The following is an 18,075-nucleotide window of genomic DNA, read 5'->3' as shown; positions in this document are numbered from 1 at the left end:
AACGTTGAAAAAAGTAAATAAAATCGTGCTGGCGTATTCCGGCGGATTAGACACCTCAGCCATCATTCCATGGTTAAAAGAGAACTACGGATGTGAAGTTGTGGCCTTTGCCGCTGACGTGGGTCAGGGCGACGAAGAGCTAGAGGGCTTGCACGAGAAAGCTATCGCCTCAGGTGCTAGTGAGTGCTACATCATGGATCTTAAAGAAGAATTCGTCAGTGAATATATTTACCCGACGATTACTACAGGTGCGGTGTACGAAGGTGAATACCTGCTAGGCACATCAATGGCGCGCCCAGTTATTGCTAAAGCACAGGTTGAAGTGGCACGTAAAGTCGGCGCTGATGCCCTGTGTCACGGTTGTACAGGTAAAGGTAATGACCAAGTGCGTTTTGAAAGCACTTTCGCGGCACTTGCACCAGATTTGACGGTTATTGCGCCGTGGCGTGAGTGGGATATGGTGTCTCGTGAAGACCTACTTGACTACCTTGCTGAGCGCAATATCGCGACAACAGCGTCAGCCACTAAGATTTACAGCCGTGATGCTAACGCATGGCATATTTCTCATGAAGGCGGTGAGCTGGAAGATCCATGGCAAGAACCTACCAAGCAAATCTGGACAATGACCGTCGACCCAGAAGACGCGCCAGACACACCAGAGCGTGTGAGCCTAACCTTTGACGAGGGCAGACTCACTCACGTTAACGGTGAGGCACTTTCCCCTTATCAATCCCTAGTAAAACTCAACACTATTGCATCGGCTCACGGTGTTGGCAGAATCGATATTGTTGAAAACCGCCTCGTGGGTATGAAGTCGCGTGGTTGCTACGAAACTCCGGGTGGAACTGTATTACTAAAAGCATACAAAGCCCTTGAAACCATGGTGTTAGACAAAGCTGCACTAAAATACCGTGAACAAATTGGCCTTGAGTTTTCACATGTGATGTATGACGGCCGTTGGTTTACTGCATTGAATGACGCTCTATTAGCCGGCGCTGCATCGTTTGCGAAAAAAGTCACCGGTGAAATTGTAGTGAAGCTATACAAAGGTCAAGCAACAGTGACTCAACGTCAATCTCCAAACAGCTTGTACTCTGAAGACTTTGCCACTTTTGGTGCGGACGACGTTTACGACCAGAAGCACGCAGAAGGCTTTATTCGCTTATTCAGCCTATCAAGCAGAATCAACGCGTTAAAAGATCAAGGTTAAGGAGTAACACATGGCATTGTGGGGCGGTCGTTTTACATCAGGCTCAAGCAGTATGTTCAAGCAAGTGAATGATTCACTGCCATTCGATCAAGTAATGGCTAGTCAGGACATTCACGGGTCGATTATTTGGTCTAGAGCACTCAATAAAGCGGGTGTACTGACTGACGACGAACAAGCGCAGTTGGAAGCAGTGTTGTCTTCGCTAAAGCAACAAGCAGAGGAAGGCACTTTAGACTTCGCGAGTTCAGCAGAAGAAGACATTCACAGCTTTGTAGAAGCAGCTTTGATTGAGCAACTTGGCGATATTGGCCGTAAGTTACACACTGGTAGAAGTCGTAATGATCAAGTAGCTACAGACTTTCGTTTGTGGGTGCGCGAGCACATTGAGTCACTACGCGAAGATATCATTGGTGTTATTCGCTCTTTACTCAGTGCGGCGAGCCGTCACCAAGAAGCTATCATTCCTGGTTACACCCACTTGCAACGCGCCCAGCCCATCCACTTTGCTCATTGGTGTTTAGCCTACGTGGAAATGTTTAAGCGTGACCTTAGCCGTCTAGATGACGCCAAAAAGCGTTTAAACCAATGCCCGCTGGGTTCAGGTGCGTTGGCGGGTACAACATACCCCGTAGACCGCGATGCCATTGCCGAAGCCCTAGGTTTTACAAGTCCGTGCTTGAACAGTTTAGATGCCGTTTCAGACAGAGACTTCGTTCTTGAGCTGTTGTTCACGGCGAGCACGAGCATGATGCATTTATCTCGCCTTGCGGAAGACATGATTTTCTATAACTCAGGCGAGGCAGGTTTCCTTCAACTCGGCGACAGCGTGACCTCTGGTTCATCACTGATGCCACAGAAGAAAAACCCAGACGCCCTTGAGCTCATGCGTGGTAAATGCGGACGTGTATTTGGTTCGCTTCAGGGCTTGCTCGTTACCATGAAAGGTCTTCCACTTGCGTACAACAAAGACATGCAAGAAGACAAAGAAGGCGCCATCGATACAGTTAACCAATGGCATATCTGTTTGTGTATTGCCAGTGAGGTACTCGATTCGCTGCAGCTGAACGAGGCTCGCTGTCGTGAAGCGGCAACACAGGGTTACGCCAATGCTACAGAACTCGCCGACTATTTAGTAGGTAAAGGTATCCCGTTTAGAACAGGCCACGATATTTCGGGTCAGGTGGTGGTACACGCTCTTGAAAAAGGGTGTGCAATCGAAGACCTACCACTTGAAGACTTACAAAGTATTTGCGATAAAATCGAAGACGATGTCTACCCAGTATTGCAATTGGAATTTGGCGTAAACCAAAGAAATATTCTCGGTGGTACCAGTAAGGAAACAGTCACCAAAGCACTGTATCAAGAACTGGAAGCACTGGATAAACTGAGTTAATCGATTATGGTGTTAGGTCATCAAGATGGCATTAAACTGTTTCGCAGTTCACTGCCCTACATTAATGCCCATCGCGGAAAAACCTTTGTATTGATGTTCGGTGGCGAAGCCATCGAACATCCGAACTTTCCAAATATTATTCACGACATTGCTCTGCTAAATAGCTTAGGCGTGAGAGTCGTTGTGGTGCATGGTGCCCGTCCGCAAATCGATCAGCGCGTTGCCTTACGCAATATCGAAGGGCGGTTCGTCGACCGAGTGCGTATTACCGACAAGCAAACCCTAGAGTGCGTGAAAGACGCCGCAGGTTCGGTACGCTCCCAGGTGGAAGCTCTACTCACCATGGGGCTACCTAACTCACCGATGCACGGCGCGCAAATTCGCGTGTGCTCTGGCAACTTGGTTGTCGCTAAACCCATGGGCGTGCGCGACGGTGTTGATTTTGAAAACACAGGGTTAGTCAGGCGGGTGGATACCGTGGGTATTAATGATCACCTGAACGATGGTTCCATCGTTCTGTTGTCTCCCATGGGATACTCGTCTACTGGAGAGGTATTTAACTTATCTCATGAAGATGTGGCAACCCAAGCAGCAACGGCGCTGAAAGCTGACAAACTCATCGTGTTCTCAAACTACGATGGTATTTTTAGCTCTGACAGTAAGCTGCTGAGAACCATCGAGCGCCCTCAGCTTGAAGAACTTCACTTTACTGGCGGGCTTGAGACTGAAGAGTCAGTCATTAGTGCGCTTACCACCAGCGTGGCGGCTGGTGTACCACGAGCCCATTGTATTAGTTTTGAAAAAGACGGCGCTTTACTTCAAGAGCTATTTACTCGGGATGGTACTGGTACCTTGGTCATGGAACACCATTACGAGCAAACACGAAGCGCCACCATCGATGATGTGGGCGGTATTCTCAAGCTTATTAAGCCATTGGAAGAAAGTGGTATTTTGGTCAAGCGCTCTCGTGAACGGCTTGAAAACGAGATTAGCCAGTTCATTGTTATTGTTCGCGACGGTATGATCATCGCTTGTGCTGCGCTTTACTTGTATCCAGAAGATGGCACGGCTGAGCTAGCATGTGTCGCTACACACCCTGACTATCGCGGTAAAAATCGCGGAGAAAGGATCCTCGACGAAGTTAAGCTGAGGGCAAAACAATCTGGTATTAACGAGATATTCGTTTTAACCACGGTAACAGCCCACTGGTTTTTAGAACAAGGCTTTCAGCCTTCAGACATTACCGCTCTACCTTCGGTTAAAAAAGAGCTTTATAACTTTCAACGTAATTCAAAAGTTTTTACGCTCAAATTCTAAGGCGTATTGACCTCCGCTTCATTCACCGTTACTAATAAGCAGTAGCGGTGAATGTCATCATTTCGATGATGTTCACTTGATATTCAATGATTCACACTGTTCAAATAGGACGAGGGATTAGATGGCAATCTCAAGAAGAACATTTATGGCCGCTGGCGCGGCTACACTAGCGAGCGCAACAGTCATGAGCACTGAAACTAATTCACCTAACGCTATGAGTGGACAAGTGGTTCACAATGTCTATTTTTGGTTGAAAAAACCAGAGTCGCTAGAAGATCGCGATTTACTTATCGCAGGATTAAAAACACTCTCCGCCATCCCCGCCATTAAAACGCTACAAATCGGTCTACCCGCCAACACGGAAAAACGCGATGTTGTTGATAACAGTTTTAATGTATTTGAACTCATGTACTTTGATAGCGTTGAAGCACAAAATGAATACCAAGTTCACCCTCTTCATACCGCATTTGTAGAAAACTACGGGCATCTGTGGGAGAGGGTTGTTGTACATGACTCTGTGTTAGTTTAACGAATATCCAACCCTATTAAGGATTGGCCTCAAGAAAAATCGTTAGCGTATCGCCAATATTTAGGTGGCTTTGAGCCAATCCGTTCCATTGCTTAAGCTTGTTAACAGTAACGTTAAAGTTGCGTGCAATTAACCACAAACTGTCTCCCGACTGCACTTTGTATTCGATTTGCTGTTCAGCAAGAATCGGTAATATCAAGGTATCACCCGCACGAATTCGACTGTGAGTCAGTTGGTTGAATGCACGAATATCGGCCACTGATACATCAAAGTTTTTCGCGATTACGCTGAGGCTATCGCCACGTTTTATCCGATACGTTTTCCATTGGCTATCTGGCATTTCAGGCAGTGACACTAAGTAATCTTGCCATTCTTCTGTTTTATCAGTTCGCAGCACAATATGTTCTGGCCCGCTAAGCAGTGCAGGAAAACGCCTATACCCCGGATTGAGCGTGGCTATTTCTTTCCAGTCGCTCGTGTTATCGATAATCACACCACTATTCATTGATGCTAATGTGATAACCGGCTGGTTGGCGATTTGTGGAAACTCGATAGTGCTATGCTTCAAAATATGTGCTGCAGCTAACAGTTTAGGCACAAAGTCCCGTGTTTCTCGGGGTAAGCGCAAACTAAAGAAATCCGTGGGTTTACCAGCGCGCTTGTTGCGTCGAATGGCATTAGCTACTCTGCCCTCTCCGGTATTGTAGGCAGCAATGGCATGTAACCAATTTCCATCAAAGCGCTGATGCAAATAAGTCAGAAAATCCAACGCCGCATTTGTCGACTCTACAATATCTAGTCTACCGTCGTACCATGAGTTCATTTTGACACCGTAATGCTTTGCGATAAGCGGTGTCAGTTGCCATAGACCAGATGCACGCTTGTCTGAATATGCTGTGGTATTAAAATCACTCTCAAACAGGGGTACTAGAGCCAATTCAACGGGCAGACTTCGCCGCTCAATTTCAGTGACAATGTAGTATAAAAACGGGTCAGCACGACGACTGATAACATTCATATAGTTAGGTTGATTGGCATACCATTCAATGCGTTTTTCCACCCGCTCGTGGTCCGAGGCAGGAAACGACAACTGCACCCGAATACGCTCCCATACATCATCAGTCTTTGTAGGATCTACTGGCACTATCGTTGTGTTAGCCTCAATTGAATCTGGCGAAGCTTCAGGTATTGGCTGTAATGGAATAGTCGTATGGAGATTAGCTTCATTAGCAACAACACTCTCTTCCTTGGTACTAGTAGTAACACAGCCACTCAGCCAGAAAACCGACGCACAATGCCAAACTAAAGCCCAGTACATTGTTGCTGCGAATATCTCGATAACTCATGAAGCTAAAACTCTTTTTGGTTATTATTTTGGGTTCAATGTGGTGGAAATCACATTTTAGGAAGCACGGTATCAGGGTCAAGCCGCTGCTGGTCTCTCATCACTTCAAAATGTAAGTGAATCCCAGTGGTTCTGCCCGTATCTCCTATTACGCCAATACGCTGACCTGCGCTAATCCAGTCTCCAGGTTTCAATGATATGGATGCGAGATGTGCATAAAGGGTTTGATAACCACCTTTGTGCTGAATCAATACCGTATTGCCAAAATTAGGATGCAAAGTTTGTCCATCGGCTACAATAACAACGCCATCAGCGGCAGCAGTGATTGGACTGCCAATAGGTGCCACATAATCCACGCCTTTATGTGGTTTGTAAAACCTGATTTTGCTCACATTGTTATATGGTGAGCTGATACGATAATCTGTGAGAGGATGCTGCCAATTGGGCGTTACGCTGCCGCTCAACAAATCCCAAGACAGTACTGCTCCTGAAAGGGAGACAATCGTTAAACACACTCCCAGTACCATGGTGATGTTTGTACTTTTTTCACCATCGACGATATGAGTAAGTCGCTGTTTGTAGTCGTCTGCATCGAGTGCGGTTGAGTTAAACTGGGCCACTGGGCTTGCATAAGTCACCGCCGCTTTTCGTAGTGATTGTACGAGTGTCTGAGCATACTCAAACTTACTCATACCATAGCGAGCAATGGTGTGACGATCACAGCGATGTTCCATTGCACGAACAAATTGCCATTCCATCCTACCGACGAATGGGTTTATCCAAAATAAGGCACTCAACACCCGCCAAATAATCACAGCGATTGGGTCTTTGAAAGCAATATGAGTTAGCTCGTGTTGAATCAAAATACGCTGTCGATTTTCGCTCATCGACGAAAAATACTGTGGTAGCACTACCAGAGGTTTGAATGCACCAAAAACGAATGGGCTGTGATTGAACTTCGACACAACCACTTTTATCTTGGAAGATGCCTTTACTGCCAAAGGAGCAGTTTCACCCACCATCACCTTGAGGCGCCGCCAATTCAAGGCCAACTTGATGAGTTTATAAAGTACGATTCCAGCGTAGGTGATAGCAAGTAAGACCACAACGTAGTCCATATCATTCAGACCTGCATGAGCTATGGTGGCATGCTTGATCATCTGGACGTTTTCAATACTTGTATTAATCCAATTTACGTTGAGAGGTGTCACAACTACCGATGCATACGACAGTGGCAACAGTGGTAAGAAACTTGCCAACAAACTTAACCACCACACGCCCGTTGACGTATTTCGCTGTCTTGTGAAATACGCTGTTGCGCTGTAAACCAACCCCGAGAATATTATCCACGGAACCAGTCTTTCAATGGTGAATTGCATTGCTAATGAATCCACTATTTTTCCTTTTCTTTCATGGACAATTGTTGCAAGAGTTCATCTAATTCATCGATCTCATCTTTGCCAATCAACCTGCTGTCGGCAAACATCGTGATGGGAAGTGGTTCATCCAATTCCAATACATTCGCTGCAAAATTCTGCATGTAGTTTGCTAATGTCGGGATTTTCTCTAAGTTTGCAGTAAAGATTTTTTTGTGCCCCTGAGTCCCCACACTGAGGATCCCTTTAGCACCCATTCTCTCTAACGTTTTACGCGTCGAAGAGTAAGACCAGCCGTGCTTGGGTGCTAAATACTCATGGATATCCTTGGCCGTTCTTGGTTGGCTTTTCCACAGTAATTTTAAGACTTCGAGTTCCGTCGGATTGGGTGTCATTATCATCAAGCTTAAGTGTGACTTATGTCGCACATTATCATTAAAAAAACCAGAAAACAAAAAAATGCGACATATGTCACACAAAAAACCATTATCATTGTTATTAATGAAAGAAGTTCACGTGGTTTCACTTGCATATCATGTATAAATTGAGCTTTACTGGTAAGACCAGAGAGTTCTAGATGTGATAAATCATGATTGACGATATCAAAATAACCTGTGAAGACGGCTACGAGTTAGCGGCAACTGCCTTCAGCCCAGATGAGCAGCCAGTAAAAGGTGCCGTAATGATTGGGCCAGCGACGGGAATAAAAAGGCAATTTTATTTCGCATTTGCGCAATTTCTTGTCGACCAAGGGTTTGGTGTTATTACCTTTGATAATCGCGGTATTGGAGGATCTAGTCAGGGAAAGCCGAGTCATAGTAAAGCGTCATTAGTATGTTGGGGCACTCTGGATATGCCCGCAGTATTATCTTCACTTAAAACAAAATTTCCTGACGTGCCTTACTTTCTAGTAGGTCATAGTGCCGGTGGGCAGTTACTGGGATTAATGCCAAACGTCCATGATCTAACTGCGTTTTGTAACTTTGCAAGCTCTTCAGGTCGCTTGAGAAATATGCGCTTGTCTTATCAATACAAAGCGCACTTTTTCATGAACTTTTATATTCCTATGAGTAATTTGCTTTTTGGCCACACCAAATCCCAGTGGGTAGGAATGGGAGAGCCGCTACCAAAGCGTGCTGCTCGACAATGGCAGCAATGGTGTAATGGCAGTGGCTACGTAAAGATGGCCTTTGATGGTGATGTAACCAAACACTATTACAACGAAATGGCCATGCCGTCTAAATGGATTTGGGCAAGCGATGATGACATAGCCAACTACGACAACGTCAAAGACATGCTAACCGTGTTTCCCAATATCGAGGCTGAAGTAAAACGAGTGAGTCCACAGGACCACAACCTTAAGGAAATTGGCCACATGAAGTTCTTTTCTCGCGCCAACCAGAAACTGTGGCCTGAAGTCTCTGATTATCTCTCTACATTTACCGCCTAGATATTGGTAATTTCTGCGACGAGTTGCTGAGCCGCAACTCGTTGTGCAAACTCTGAATTACTAGATAATGCTCGTTGGAGTAAATCTAGAGCTTCTTCTGAACGTTGAAGTTTGTGGAGGGTGTAAGCCAAGTGGAACTTCAATGATGGATTGATATCGTCTCGCACAGAGGCTTCCCGCAATATAGGTAACGCCTCGCTAAATTTCTTATTGGTTACCAATACCCAACCATAGGTATGGAGTACATTAGCATTGGTTGGCATAAGTTGATGTGCTTGTTTAGCATATACTTCGCTTTGTCTGCTATCAATTGACAAGTAAAGGGTCGCCAGCCTGTTTAACAGTGCGTATTTATTGTTTGACGTATTGTGCTTAAGCAAGATCTCGTAGTGAAAAACAGCTTCAGCCGCACTGCCAAAATAATAATGATATTGCGCTAAGAGGTTTCTCGAAAAGTAGCGATCTGGGTAGCGCTCAACTAATGCATTAACAAAGGGCAAAAAATCACTAAAGTCACCCAGCTGAGTGCTTAACGTGTACAACTTAGCCAGGGCAAGTTCAAAACCATCATCAACGGCAAGCACCTGCTTGTAACGTTCATAGGCCAAGGGAATATTTTGCTGACTTTGTGCAAGCTCTGCCCACTTAAACAACACATAAGGATCTCTGGGGCGATTAGCGACTAAGGGTGATAATGTACTCTCTGCAGTGACTAGATCGTTGCTTGCTAGCAGTAGCTTTACCCATTGAAGGTGAATATTTACATTGTCAGGTAACTGGCGGTGCGCCTTTTCTAAGATATCTACCGCTCTCTCTAATTCACCTAAGGCAAGCCAAAGCTCGGATTCAGCCATCAGAGTGTCGGCAGAGCGCAGTCCGTTGATTTCCAACTTAAGTAACGAAGATTTGGCAGACGTAATGTCACCTGCTTTGATAAACAAACTCGCTAACTGAACCAGCGCTTTGTCATTGTCTGGCTCACGGGCAATCAAACGCCGCAAAAGCCCTATACCGCGACTTATGTTACCAGTACTGACATAAGCAGCTACTGCAGCATAGGTAACTTGTGCAGAAACATCATACCGTGCTAACAATCGTTCATATAGCGTCAATGCACCTTGTACATTACCCATGACCAAATTAACTTTTGCTAGCTGGTAGATAACTTGAGGATGGTCTGAACGTTGACCATTCAGTCGCTCCAATAATACCAGCGCTTCTTCATACCTCATCTGATAGATAAGCAAGGTCGCTTTGTTATACTGGGTTGCAAATAAGGTTGGCGCTTCAGCAAGTACTTGGTTCAACACCGCTTCAGCTTTTTCATATTGTTTATCAATCAGTAGCTGAGCGGCTTGAATGTTTTTGACACTAATATCATCTGGATACAAGGTGAGTAATATATTGATGGCGGCTTCTGCTTGTTCTGCCACACCGCTATCGAGGTAAAAGAGCGCATGGGCAATAAGTACTTGTCGATTATCAGCATGCGCACTCAGTAACGCATTTAATGTCTCTGCCGCGCGCCCTCGTAGTCCTCGATTAAGTAAAACTCTCACTGAAAAAAGTGCGACTTCGATATTATCTGGATACGCATTTTGTAGTCGCTCCAGTAAGGCTACTGCTTTGAAATTTCGCTTATTTTCCAAGTAGAGTCCACCAAGCATCAAGGCGTGTTTCAAGTTTACCTTTGCTAGGTCTTCCTCGTAGTCTTGAATGGCCAGCATAGCGGATTGCTTATCACCCAATGCCATATTGGTGGTTGCGAGCAAAATGGCAGTTTGGAGGTCTCGCTCTGTGGCAGCCGCAAACGCGGCAAAGTCCTCTCTAGCGCTTTCAAAATTCTCCTGCATTAACGAAACCATGCCTCGCAAATAATACAAGGCTGGTTCTAAAACAAAGGCTTCGTCAGTGACATTTGCCAACCGCACAGACATAGCTTCTAACTGGGGCTGTATCTGCGCTAGAGACGCAATTTGACTGGTTAGCCAGCTATTTACAAACATCACATAAAGATCATCATGGGCTTGTGAGAGGAGATCTTCGGTAATGACAATAGCAGTATCAAAATCCTGAGATGACACGTATGCATCAATCAAGCTTCTGGCGATATAGGCGGTGTCAGGTGAAATAAGGTACGCTTTGTTATAATACTGCTGTGCAAGGGTGATGTTTCCCTTTGCTTTTTCCAGTTCGCCGCGTAACCACCAGGTCTTTGCATTGTTTTCCAAATGCTCTGTAGACTTAGCTATCAATGCCTCTGCTTCGTCGACACTCCCCTCATTCAAAGCGAGTAGTGCTAATCCATTCAAACCTAGTGAATGATCAGGCGCAAAGCGCAAAATAGACTGGTATTCTTGTTTTGCGCAGAGCCAGCGCTGCTCTCGCTCACAAGCTTGAGCTCGGTATGATACCCACAACGCTTTGTCATCAAGGTTTGAAATGCTTTTGTATTCTAATTCAAGAATTCGCGGGTAATCCCGTAGTCGAAGCAGCACCTGTCCCCAAGATGAAAATATCAAACTCGGGTCAGCATTTAAGTCGTAAGCTTGTTGAAAAGACGCATTGGCTTGCTCGAACAGACCATTATCTAAATAAAGCTGTGCCAGTAACACATGGGCGGGCACATAATCCGATTGCTGCTGAAGTGCATTTTTTACGTGAATATACGCATCTTTGTACTTTTGAGCGGAGTAAGCACTAACTGCGAGTTCGTAATTTTCATTAACCTCAGCACCTACTGATGCACAGAAAAGCAGTACAGCAGCGACTATATACCGGAGTAATCCAGTATTACCTTTATTCATTAGGCTTAGCGAAAGTTGCGTCTAGAGGTAATAAATAATAACGCTGTAAGACAGATAAGTGCAATGGGCGGCGCTGGCACTTGAACGAGTTGACTACCTTGAGGGCGCTCGTATTCAAAGACAAAATCGTGAAACTCACGTGCCCCCGTATATGAAACCGCAGCAAATGAGCCGTCGAAGGACGCACCACCGCTCGTTGACGCCAACGGTGCGAGTACAGATCCCTTCACTGCTAAACTTCTAAAGTCGATACTTGTAGCGTCATAGAAGTTCCAAAGCACATTTGAAAAGGCTTGATTCGAGGTAAAACCGTTATTCAGATTTACACCACCACCAATAACGACATCAGTGGCATTAGACGTACTACTTGCTGCAACGTTAATAATAACCGTTTCAGCCTCACCCCAGTTGAGCGACAGATTACTATTTTGAGCAAATATTTGATCGGCAGAAACGTTGAATACAGCAACATCATCGGTTCCGGCATAGTTAAAAGTACCGTTACTGAACACGCCATTCTCGGTCAAGCTTGAGTAGTAGGCTGAGTCTGCATGGATAGTCGAAGCAATAGTATTTACACCCACTTGTGGATTGTAAATCGCTTGACCATCGTTCCCGTCATTGAGTTCTACATGGGAAGCGTTAAGTGTACCACCGTACACCAAGTTATTATCTCTGAGTACGCGTACAACGTTGGCGTTGATGTCACCGGCAACGGTAACCGCATCAATGGCAGTGTCTGTGTTAGGTAAACGGCTACCAAACTCGACAGCGTGTCCTGCTGCGTTAAGGTTACCACCAATGTATGTACGCCCTTGAACGTCACCACCAGAGAAGTTGTAATCTTCTAACAAAATAAGATTGTACTCACCCAACAAGTTATCCTCGGCAGCAACGCCGAACGATAATAGAAGACTAGTGAATAAACAAACCAATAATCGGTACATCAAAGATTTAGCCCAATTGAATACTGCAATGAAAACGAGGATGAGCTCAGCTATAAGCAAAATTCAAGCCAACAACAAAAACCCATAAAAAACAGAAAGGTATAAGAAAAAGAGACAAGTTGTATCTTACAGTGTAAAAAGTTTCGACAACTTCTGGGTAATCGTTATACCCAGAAGTTGCTGTTGTAGTAAAAAAACACTAAATGAGTGTTAATCGTTACCCTTGATAACTTCGTCAATATCGCTAGCGGAATGACGATTAGGAACTTGTCCTTCATCTCCCCATGTGCGATTAACTAAACGTCCACGCTTTACAGCGGGGCGAGAATCAATCATTTTAGCCCAGCGCATTACATGGTGGTAATCTGCCACCTGCAGGAAGGTTTCAGCGTCGTACAAACGTCCCAATACCAGTTGACCATACCAAGGCCAAATAGCGATATCGGCAATGGAATAAGACTCGCCGGCCATATAGGTGTTTGAAGCAAGGTGTTTATCTAACACATCCAACTGTCGTTTTACTTCCATAGTAAAGCGGTTGATGGGGTACTCCATCGGATACGGAGCATAGCTGTAGAAATGCCCAAAACCACCGCCAAGGTAAGGTGCAGAGCCCATCTGCCAAAATAACCAATTATTGCAAGCCACTTTCTCGGCAAAATCCGCAGGAATAAATTTGCCGAACTTATTGGCTAGGTACTGCAAAATTGCGCCTGACTCAAAAAGGTGAGTCTGAGGTGTGGTAGTAGTATCAACAAGTGCAGGGATCTTTGAGTTTGGGTTTACCTCAACAAATCCCGATGAAAACTGATCGCCTTCACCGATGTTTATTAGCCAAGCATCATACTCTGCCTCAGACACGCCAGCTGCAAGTAACTCCTCAAGCATAATAGTGACTTTCTGCCCATTGGGTGTTGCCAATGAATAAAGCTGTAAGCCATGCTCACCCACGTCTCTGCTTTTCTCATGAGTCGCTCCAGACACAGGGCGATTGATACTGGCCCATTGGTTCCCATCATCACCTGGTTGCTCCCACACCTCTGGGGGCTGATACTGTTCTTTTTCTGTCATATTGTTGCTCCGAAAGTGCATTGTGAACGTCGCTCACATGTATACACAGTGACTCATCCAGTAGTTCAAACAAAAATCGCGGAACAAGAAACACAGAACGTTGCTGTGTTGTTGTATCCGCGATGAGGTCTCAACACATCAACTATATACTTGTACGTTTGTAAGGTCGGTATTCTGCTTTCCAGAAATTTTGCTCGATGCTCTTGCGCAAAGCTTCATCTGTCATTTCCAACGCAAGCCCCTGGGCCATAGCAACTTTAGCTACTGAAAATGCCATTTCTTTACTCAATTCAGCAATCGCAGACAAAGGCGGTAGTAAAGCACCTTCACCTTCGATAACTAATGGCGAAGATGCTGCCAACGCTTCACTGGCAGCCATAAGCATTTCGTCACTGATACGCTTAGCCTTAGCCGCTACTACACCTAACCCAATTCCCGGGAAAATGTAGGCGTTATTACACTGTGCGATAGGATAAGTTTTACCCTCGTACTCTACCGGTTTGAATGGACTTCCAGAAGCAATAACGACTTCGCCATTTGTCCATTCGATCACTTGTTCGGGCCTTGCCTCAACCTGGCGAGATGGATTACTCAGCGGGAAAATAATGGGCAAATCACAGTGCTGTTTCATTGCCGTAATGACTTGCTCAGTGAACAATCCCGGTTGGCCTGACACGCCAATGAGCACATCGGGTTTAGCGCAGTGCATAACGTCTAACAATGATGGATATTCGCCGCTGAATGTCCAGTCGGCTAAATCCACTTGAGACTGCTGTAACTTTTGTTGGAAGTCACGCAGGTCAGACATACCTTCACTCACTAGTCCGTAACGATCTATCATAAATACCTGTTTACGGGCTTGTTCGTCAGATAACCCCTCTTTGACCATCTGCTGAATGAGCATTTCGGCAATACCACAACCTGCAGAGCCCGCACCAACAAACACGACTTTCATCTCAGACAAAAGCTGTTTCTTAGTTTTACACGCCGCCAATATGGTACCTAGGGTTACCGCCGCTGTGCCTTGAATATCGTCATTGAAGCAACAGACTTGGTCGCGATAACGATTGAGCAACGGCATTGCATTTGGCTGAGCAAAATCTTCAAACTGTATGAGTACATCAGGCCAACGGCGCTTAACCGAATTGATGAACATATCGACAAATTCATCGTAATCTTCTTGTGCAATACGCGGGTGACGCGCCCCCATATACATAGGATCATTGAGCAGCTTTTCGTTATTTGTTCCCACATCTAACATAACTGGAAGCGTATACGCCGGGCTGATTCCACCACATGCGGTATAAAGTGACAGTTTTCCGATGGGGATACCCATACCACCTATTCCTTGGTCTCCTAACCCTAGAATTCGCTCACCATCGGTAACTACGATAACTTTCACCTTGCGCTTAGTTGCGTTTCTTACAATATCGTCAAGGTGATGCCTTTCTTCCCATGAGACAAACAAACCTCGTGAACTGCGATATATATCAGAAAATTGTTCACAAGCATCACCCACCGTAGGTGTATAGATGATTGGCATCATTTCATTAATATGTTTTTGAATCAGCGCATAAAATAAGGTTTCGTTGTTATCTTGTATGGCACGCAAATAAATATGCTTGTTGAGGGTTTCATCAAAGCTGCTGTACTGCATGTAAGCGCGCTCCACTTGCTCTTCGATCGTTTCATAGCGTGGAGGTAGCAACCCGGTTAGATTAAAGGCCGCACGTTCACGGTCAGTAAAGGCGCTTCCTTTATTTAATAACGGGGTTTCTAGTAATGAGGGTCCAGAGTGTGGAATGTATAAATAGCGTTGCGAATCGTCTGACATTGGGTATCCGATTAACTTCAGGCAAAAAAGCCATTTCCAAAAGGGAGATGTGTGACCTTTTGTATCGGGTAACCGCTACATGACTACCCGATACAGTGTTCACATTATTATAAATGATTGTGAACAATAGGTTAAAAAATTTCTTCTGGCTCTGGCGCTGTTGTTTCATCTAACAGTGCGGGGTCAACAAACTCATCTTCTCGAACGTATTGATGAGGCTCTGTGCCTTGCACAAAATATTCGAATAGTGTCGTATGGTCAGTACGATCGGTCAACTTTCCACTGGTACGATCAATACGTACTCTTACCACACCTTCTGGAACAGGAATCGGCGAGTATGGAACATCGGCAAGGGCTACTTGCATAAAGCGTATCCACGCTGGCGCCGCAGCTTTAGCACCGTCTTCAGTGCCAATTAGGGCGTTACCAATCCAATTGAATTTCTCGGGGTTCCGGTTAATAAGGTTTTGGTTTCGAGTCGCACGGCCCAGTTGACGACTCATGTCATCGAAGCCTACCCACACTGTGGTGACGAGATCTTTGTGAAAACCGCTGAACCACGTATCACGAGAATCGTTGGTTGTGCCCGTCTTACCGGCAATATCAGTACGTTGGAGAATATTACGGGCCCGCCACCCTGTACCTAGCCAGTAGGTTTTCTTACTCCAGTTTCCATTAGCACGAACCGCTGTACGCATCATTTCACTGACCAAAAATGCGTTTTGAGAGGAAATCACTTGCGGTGCAGGGCGCTTTTGCACTTCCTCTTCTAAATTAGCTTGAGACAGCTGCGCTTCCAATAAAGCTTCAATGTCATTCTCATCTATCGCTTGCTCTGGAGATTCGGCATTACAATCTCCACACGCCCATACTGGATCGGCTTGCCAGAGAATATCCCCAGTCGCATTAGTCACACGATCGATAAAGTAGGGTTCTAGCAAATATCCGCCGTTAGCAATGGCCGACATACCACGAGCGATTTCCAGCGGCGTATGAGAACCAGAACCCAAAGACAAAGTTTCGTCCAGCGGGATGTCGTCGGTGTCAAAACCAAAGCGCGTTAAGTAGTCTGCCGCGTTGCGTAGGCCAACCCCTCGCAGTAATCGAACTGAGACCACGTTCTTTGATTTGCCCAATGCTGTACGCATACGTATGGGACCATCGTATTCAGCAGGAGAGTTCTCCGGTCGCCAGCGCACCCCCGTACTGGCATCCCACTGGTTGATTGGCGCGTCATTTATAACGGAAGATAAGGTATAGCCCTCCTCCAACGCAGCAGAGTAGATAAACGGCTTGATGTTTGAACCCACCTGGCGCTTAGCTTGCGTAGCGCGGTTAAACTGGCTTTGATAGAAACTATACCCACCAACAACTGCCTCAACTGCACCATTTTGTGGGTTGATTGATACCAAAGCACCGCTAACTTCCGGCAACTGAGAGATTCGCCACTCGCCTTCTTGCTTTCGAATATAAATCACTGCACCGGGTTGAGTGATATCAATCGCTGCCTTAGGAGGGTTTCCTTGACGAAAATCCGTAATGTATTCTCGAGCCCAATCGAGTCCCGCCCAATAAATACTTCGAGAAACACCATCGGCATCAAATACTGTTATGTCCTGCTCTCCAATACTGGTGACAACCGCTGGAATCAGGGGCGAGAAACGAGGAACTTCGGCTAACACTGTGAGTAATTCTTCCTCTGACCAATCACTCGCTAAGCGTTTTTCACTGGCATCTACTGAAGACTCCATAACCGGTATAGGCTCGCCTGTACTCTCTGAGATTGGCGCATCCCACAGATATCCAAGGGGACCTTTATAGCCGTGACGTTCGTCATAATCGTGAAGATTTCTTACCACCGCATCTTGCGCTGCAAGTTGAAGATGAGAAGACGCCGAGGCATAGACTTTATATCCCCCCGTTTCAGCCTCTTCTTTACCGTAGGTTTCAACCATTTCATTGTAGATAATGTCGGCCAAGTAAGGTGCATCTACTTCAATTTCTGCACCGTGCTTTCTTGCCGTCACCGGTGCATCTGCTGCAGTATGAAATTCATCTAAAGAAATATGCTCTTCATCAAGCATTCGAAGTAACACAACGCGACGTCGCTCTTTAGACGCTTGGGGCCGACTAATAGGATTGAGCACCGAAGGTGCCTTTGGCAGCCCAGCAATAGTCGCAATTTGTGCGAGGGTAAGTTCGTTGAGTGATTTGCCGTAGTACACTTGTGCGGCAGCGCCAAAGCCGAACGCTCTGTGACCGAGTTCAATTTTGTTGAGGTAGAGGGCGAGTATTTCGTCTTTTGTGAGTACTTGCTCCATATGCAGAGCGATGAAAATCTCTTTCACTTTACGAATATAGGTTTTTTCTCGAGTGAGAAAGAATCCACGAGCTAACTGCATCGTTAGCGTACTTGCACCCTGGCGCTTCTCACCTGTCACAATCAGGCTCACCGCCGCGCGCACAATACCAATAGGATCGATACCATAGTGTTCGTAGAAACGACTGTCTTCGGTAGCAAGGATGGCATTGATCAAGCTTTCAGGAACCTCTTCGAGTTCCACGGGGATCCTACGCTTTACACCGTACTGAGAAATCAACTTTCCATCTTGGGTGTATATCTGCATTGGTGTTTGAAGACGAACATCCTTGAGTACAGTGACGCTCGGCAGGTCGGGTTTGATATAAAAATAGATACCCACGAGTGCTACAAAACCCAGTAGGCCAGATAGTAATGTAAACAAAATGAGAGGTTTAATGTATTTCACGTGTCAATGATACCAAGGCAATTTCGTG

Annotated in this window: 13 protein-coding genes; 5 read left to right on the top strand and 8 right to left on the bottom strand. The window is 45.6% G+C overall.

Going from position 1 to position 18,075, the window contains the following annotated elements; all coding sequences use genetic code 11:
• The first annotated feature begins 4 nt into the window (after window positions 1-4).
• From EYS00_RS02665 to EYS00_RS02650, 4 genes are all read left to right on the top strand, one after another.
• On the top strand, window positions 5-1,210 hold the full coding sequence (locus EYS00_RS02665; RefSeq protein ID WP_130635018.1) for an argininosuccinate synthase: 1,206 nt from the start codon (window positions 5-7) through the stop codon (window positions 1,208-1,210).
• 10 nt (window positions 1,211-1,220) lie between these two features.
• The gene (gene argH, locus EYS00_RS02660; protein WP_130635017.1) at window positions 1,221-2,603 is read left to right on the top strand and encodes an argininosuccinate lyase; all 1,383 of its coding nucleotides are present in this window, start codon (window positions 1,221-1,223) and stop codon (window positions 2,601-2,603) included.
• Window positions 2,604-2,609: 6 nt separating this feature from the next.
• A complete protein-coding gene (gene argA / locus EYS00_RS02655; protein WP_130635016.1) occupies window positions 2,610-3,920 on the top strand; it encodes an amino-acid N-acetyltransferase in 1,311 nt (436 codons plus the stop codon).
• A gap of 121 nt (window positions 3,921-4,041) precedes the next feature.
• Window positions 4,042-4,449, top strand: a complete 408-nt coding sequence (locus EYS00_RS02650) for a Dabb family protein (RefSeq protein WP_130635015.1) — start codon at window positions 4,042-4,044, stop codon at window positions 4,447-4,449.
• 16 nt (window positions 4,450-4,465) lie between these two features.
• On the opposite strand, the gene EYS00_RS02645 is transcribed toward EYS00_RS02650, so the two are convergent.
• From EYS00_RS02645 to EYS00_RS02635, 3 genes are all read right to left on the bottom strand, one after another.
• Window positions 4,466-5,767: a LysM peptidoglycan-binding domain-containing protein gene (locus tag EYS00_RS02645; protein WP_130635014.1), complete on the bottom strand. Its 1,302-nt coding sequence runs from the start codon at window positions 5,765-5,767 to the stop codon at window positions 4,466-4,468.
• Between the two features lie 77 nt (window positions 5,768-5,844).
• Entirely contained in the window at window positions 5,845-7,188 is a 1,344-nt protein-coding gene (locus EYS00_RS02640) for a M23/M56 family metallopeptidase (protein WP_130635013.1), read from the bottom strand.
• Window positions 7,188-7,565, bottom strand: coding sequence for a BlaI/MecI/CopY family transcriptional regulator (locus EYS00_RS02635; RefSeq protein WP_130635012.1), 378 nt, complete (start codon window positions 7,563-7,565; stop codon window positions 7,188-7,190). The genes EYS00_RS02640 and EYS00_RS02635 overlap by 1 nt, the downstream gene beginning before the upstream one ends.
• A gap of 194 nt (window positions 7,566-7,759) precedes the next feature.
• On the opposite strand from EYS00_RS02635, the gene EYS00_RS02630 reads away from it, so the two are divergent.
• Window positions 7,760-8,620, top strand: a complete 861-nt coding sequence (locus EYS00_RS02630; RefSeq protein ID WP_130635011.1) for an alpha/beta fold hydrolase — start codon at window positions 7,760-7,762, stop codon at window positions 8,618-8,620.
• Here the strand turns inward: EYS00_RS02630 and EYS00_RS02625 are convergent.
• The 5 genes from EYS00_RS02625 to EYS00_RS02605 all read right to left on the bottom strand — a co-directional run bounded on the left by EYS00_RS02625 (window position 8,617) and on the right by EYS00_RS02605 (window position 18,047).
• On the bottom strand, window positions 8,617-11,427 hold the full coding sequence (locus tag EYS00_RS02625; protein WP_130635010.1) for a tetratricopeptide repeat protein: 2,811 nt from the start codon (window positions 11,425-11,427) through the stop codon (window positions 8,617-8,619). The genes EYS00_RS02630 and EYS00_RS02625 overlap by 4 nt on opposite strands.
• 5 nt (window positions 11,428-11,432) lie before the next feature.
• Window positions 11,433-12,434, bottom strand: a complete 1,002-nt coding sequence (locus tag EYS00_RS02620) for a choice-of-anchor A family protein (RefSeq protein ID WP_130635009.1) — start codon at window positions 12,432-12,434, stop codon at window positions 11,433-11,435.
• 150 nt (window positions 12,435-12,584) lie between these two features.
• Complete coding sequence (yghU, locus tag EYS00_RS02615) at window positions 12,585-13,445, bottom strand: glutathione-dependent disulfide-bond oxidoreductase (RefSeq protein ID WP_130635008.1); 861 nt, start codon at window positions 13,443-13,445, stop codon at window positions 12,585-12,587.
• A 142-nt stretch (window positions 13,446-13,587) separates the two neighbouring features.
• Window positions 13,588-15,279: an NAD-dependent malic enzyme gene (locus tag EYS00_RS02610; protein ID WP_130635007.1), complete on the bottom strand. Its 1,692-nt coding sequence runs from the start codon at window positions 15,277-15,279 to the stop codon at window positions 13,588-13,590.
• A 131-nt stretch (window positions 15,280-15,410) separates the two neighbouring features.
• Window positions 15,411-18,047, bottom strand: a complete 2,637-nt coding sequence (locus EYS00_RS02605) for a penicillin-binding protein 1A (RefSeq protein WP_130635006.1) — start codon at window positions 18,045-18,047, stop codon at window positions 15,411-15,413.
• Between the last annotated feature and the right edge of the window lie 28 nt (window positions 18,048-18,075).

This window comes from Alteromonas sp. KUL49, from assembly GCF_006538345.1.
Classification (GTDB): Bacteria; Pseudomonadota; Gammaproteobacteria; order Enterobacterales; family Alteromonadaceae; genus Alteromonas.
Note: the sequence above shows the minus strand (reverse complement) of the source record. Positions and strands in the feature narration are given on the sequence as shown.

Excerpts from the sequence above, each read along its gene's own strand:
- EYS00_RS02635 (WP_130635012.1), bottom strand. The coding sequence starts at position 7,565 with ATGACACCCAATCCGACGGAACTCGAAGTCTTAAAATTACTGTGGAAA.
- argH (WP_130635017.1), top strand. The coding sequence starts at position 1,221 with ATGGCATTGTGGGGCGGTCGTTTTACATCAGGCTCAAGCAGTATGTTC.
- EYS00_RS02625 (WP_130635010.1), bottom strand. The coding sequence starts at position 11,427 with ATGAATAAAGGTAATACTGGATTACTCCGGTATATAGTCGCTGCTGTA.
- EYS00_RS02610 (WP_130635007.1), bottom strand. The coding sequence starts at position 15,279 with ATGTCAGACGATTCGCAACGCTATTTATACATTCCACACTCTGGACCC.
- yghU (WP_130635008.1), bottom strand. The coding sequence starts at position 13,445 with ATGACAGAAAAAGAACAGTATCAGCCCCCAGAGGTGTGGGAGCAACCA.
- EYS00_RS02630 (WP_130635011.1), top strand. The coding sequence starts at position 7,760 with ATGATTGACGATATCAAAATAACCTGTGAAGACGGCTACGAGTTAGCG.
- argA (WP_130635016.1), top strand. The coding sequence starts at position 2,610 with ATGGTGTTAGGTCATCAAGATGGCATTAAACTGTTTCGCAGTTCACTG.
- EYS00_RS02645 (WP_130635014.1), bottom strand. The coding sequence starts at position 5,767 with ATGTACTGGGCTTTAGTTTGGCATTGTGCGTCGGTTTTCTGGCTGAGT.
- EYS00_RS02650 (WP_130635015.1), top strand. The coding sequence starts at position 4,042 with ATGGCAATCTCAAGAAGAACATTTATGGCCGCTGGCGCGGCTACACTA.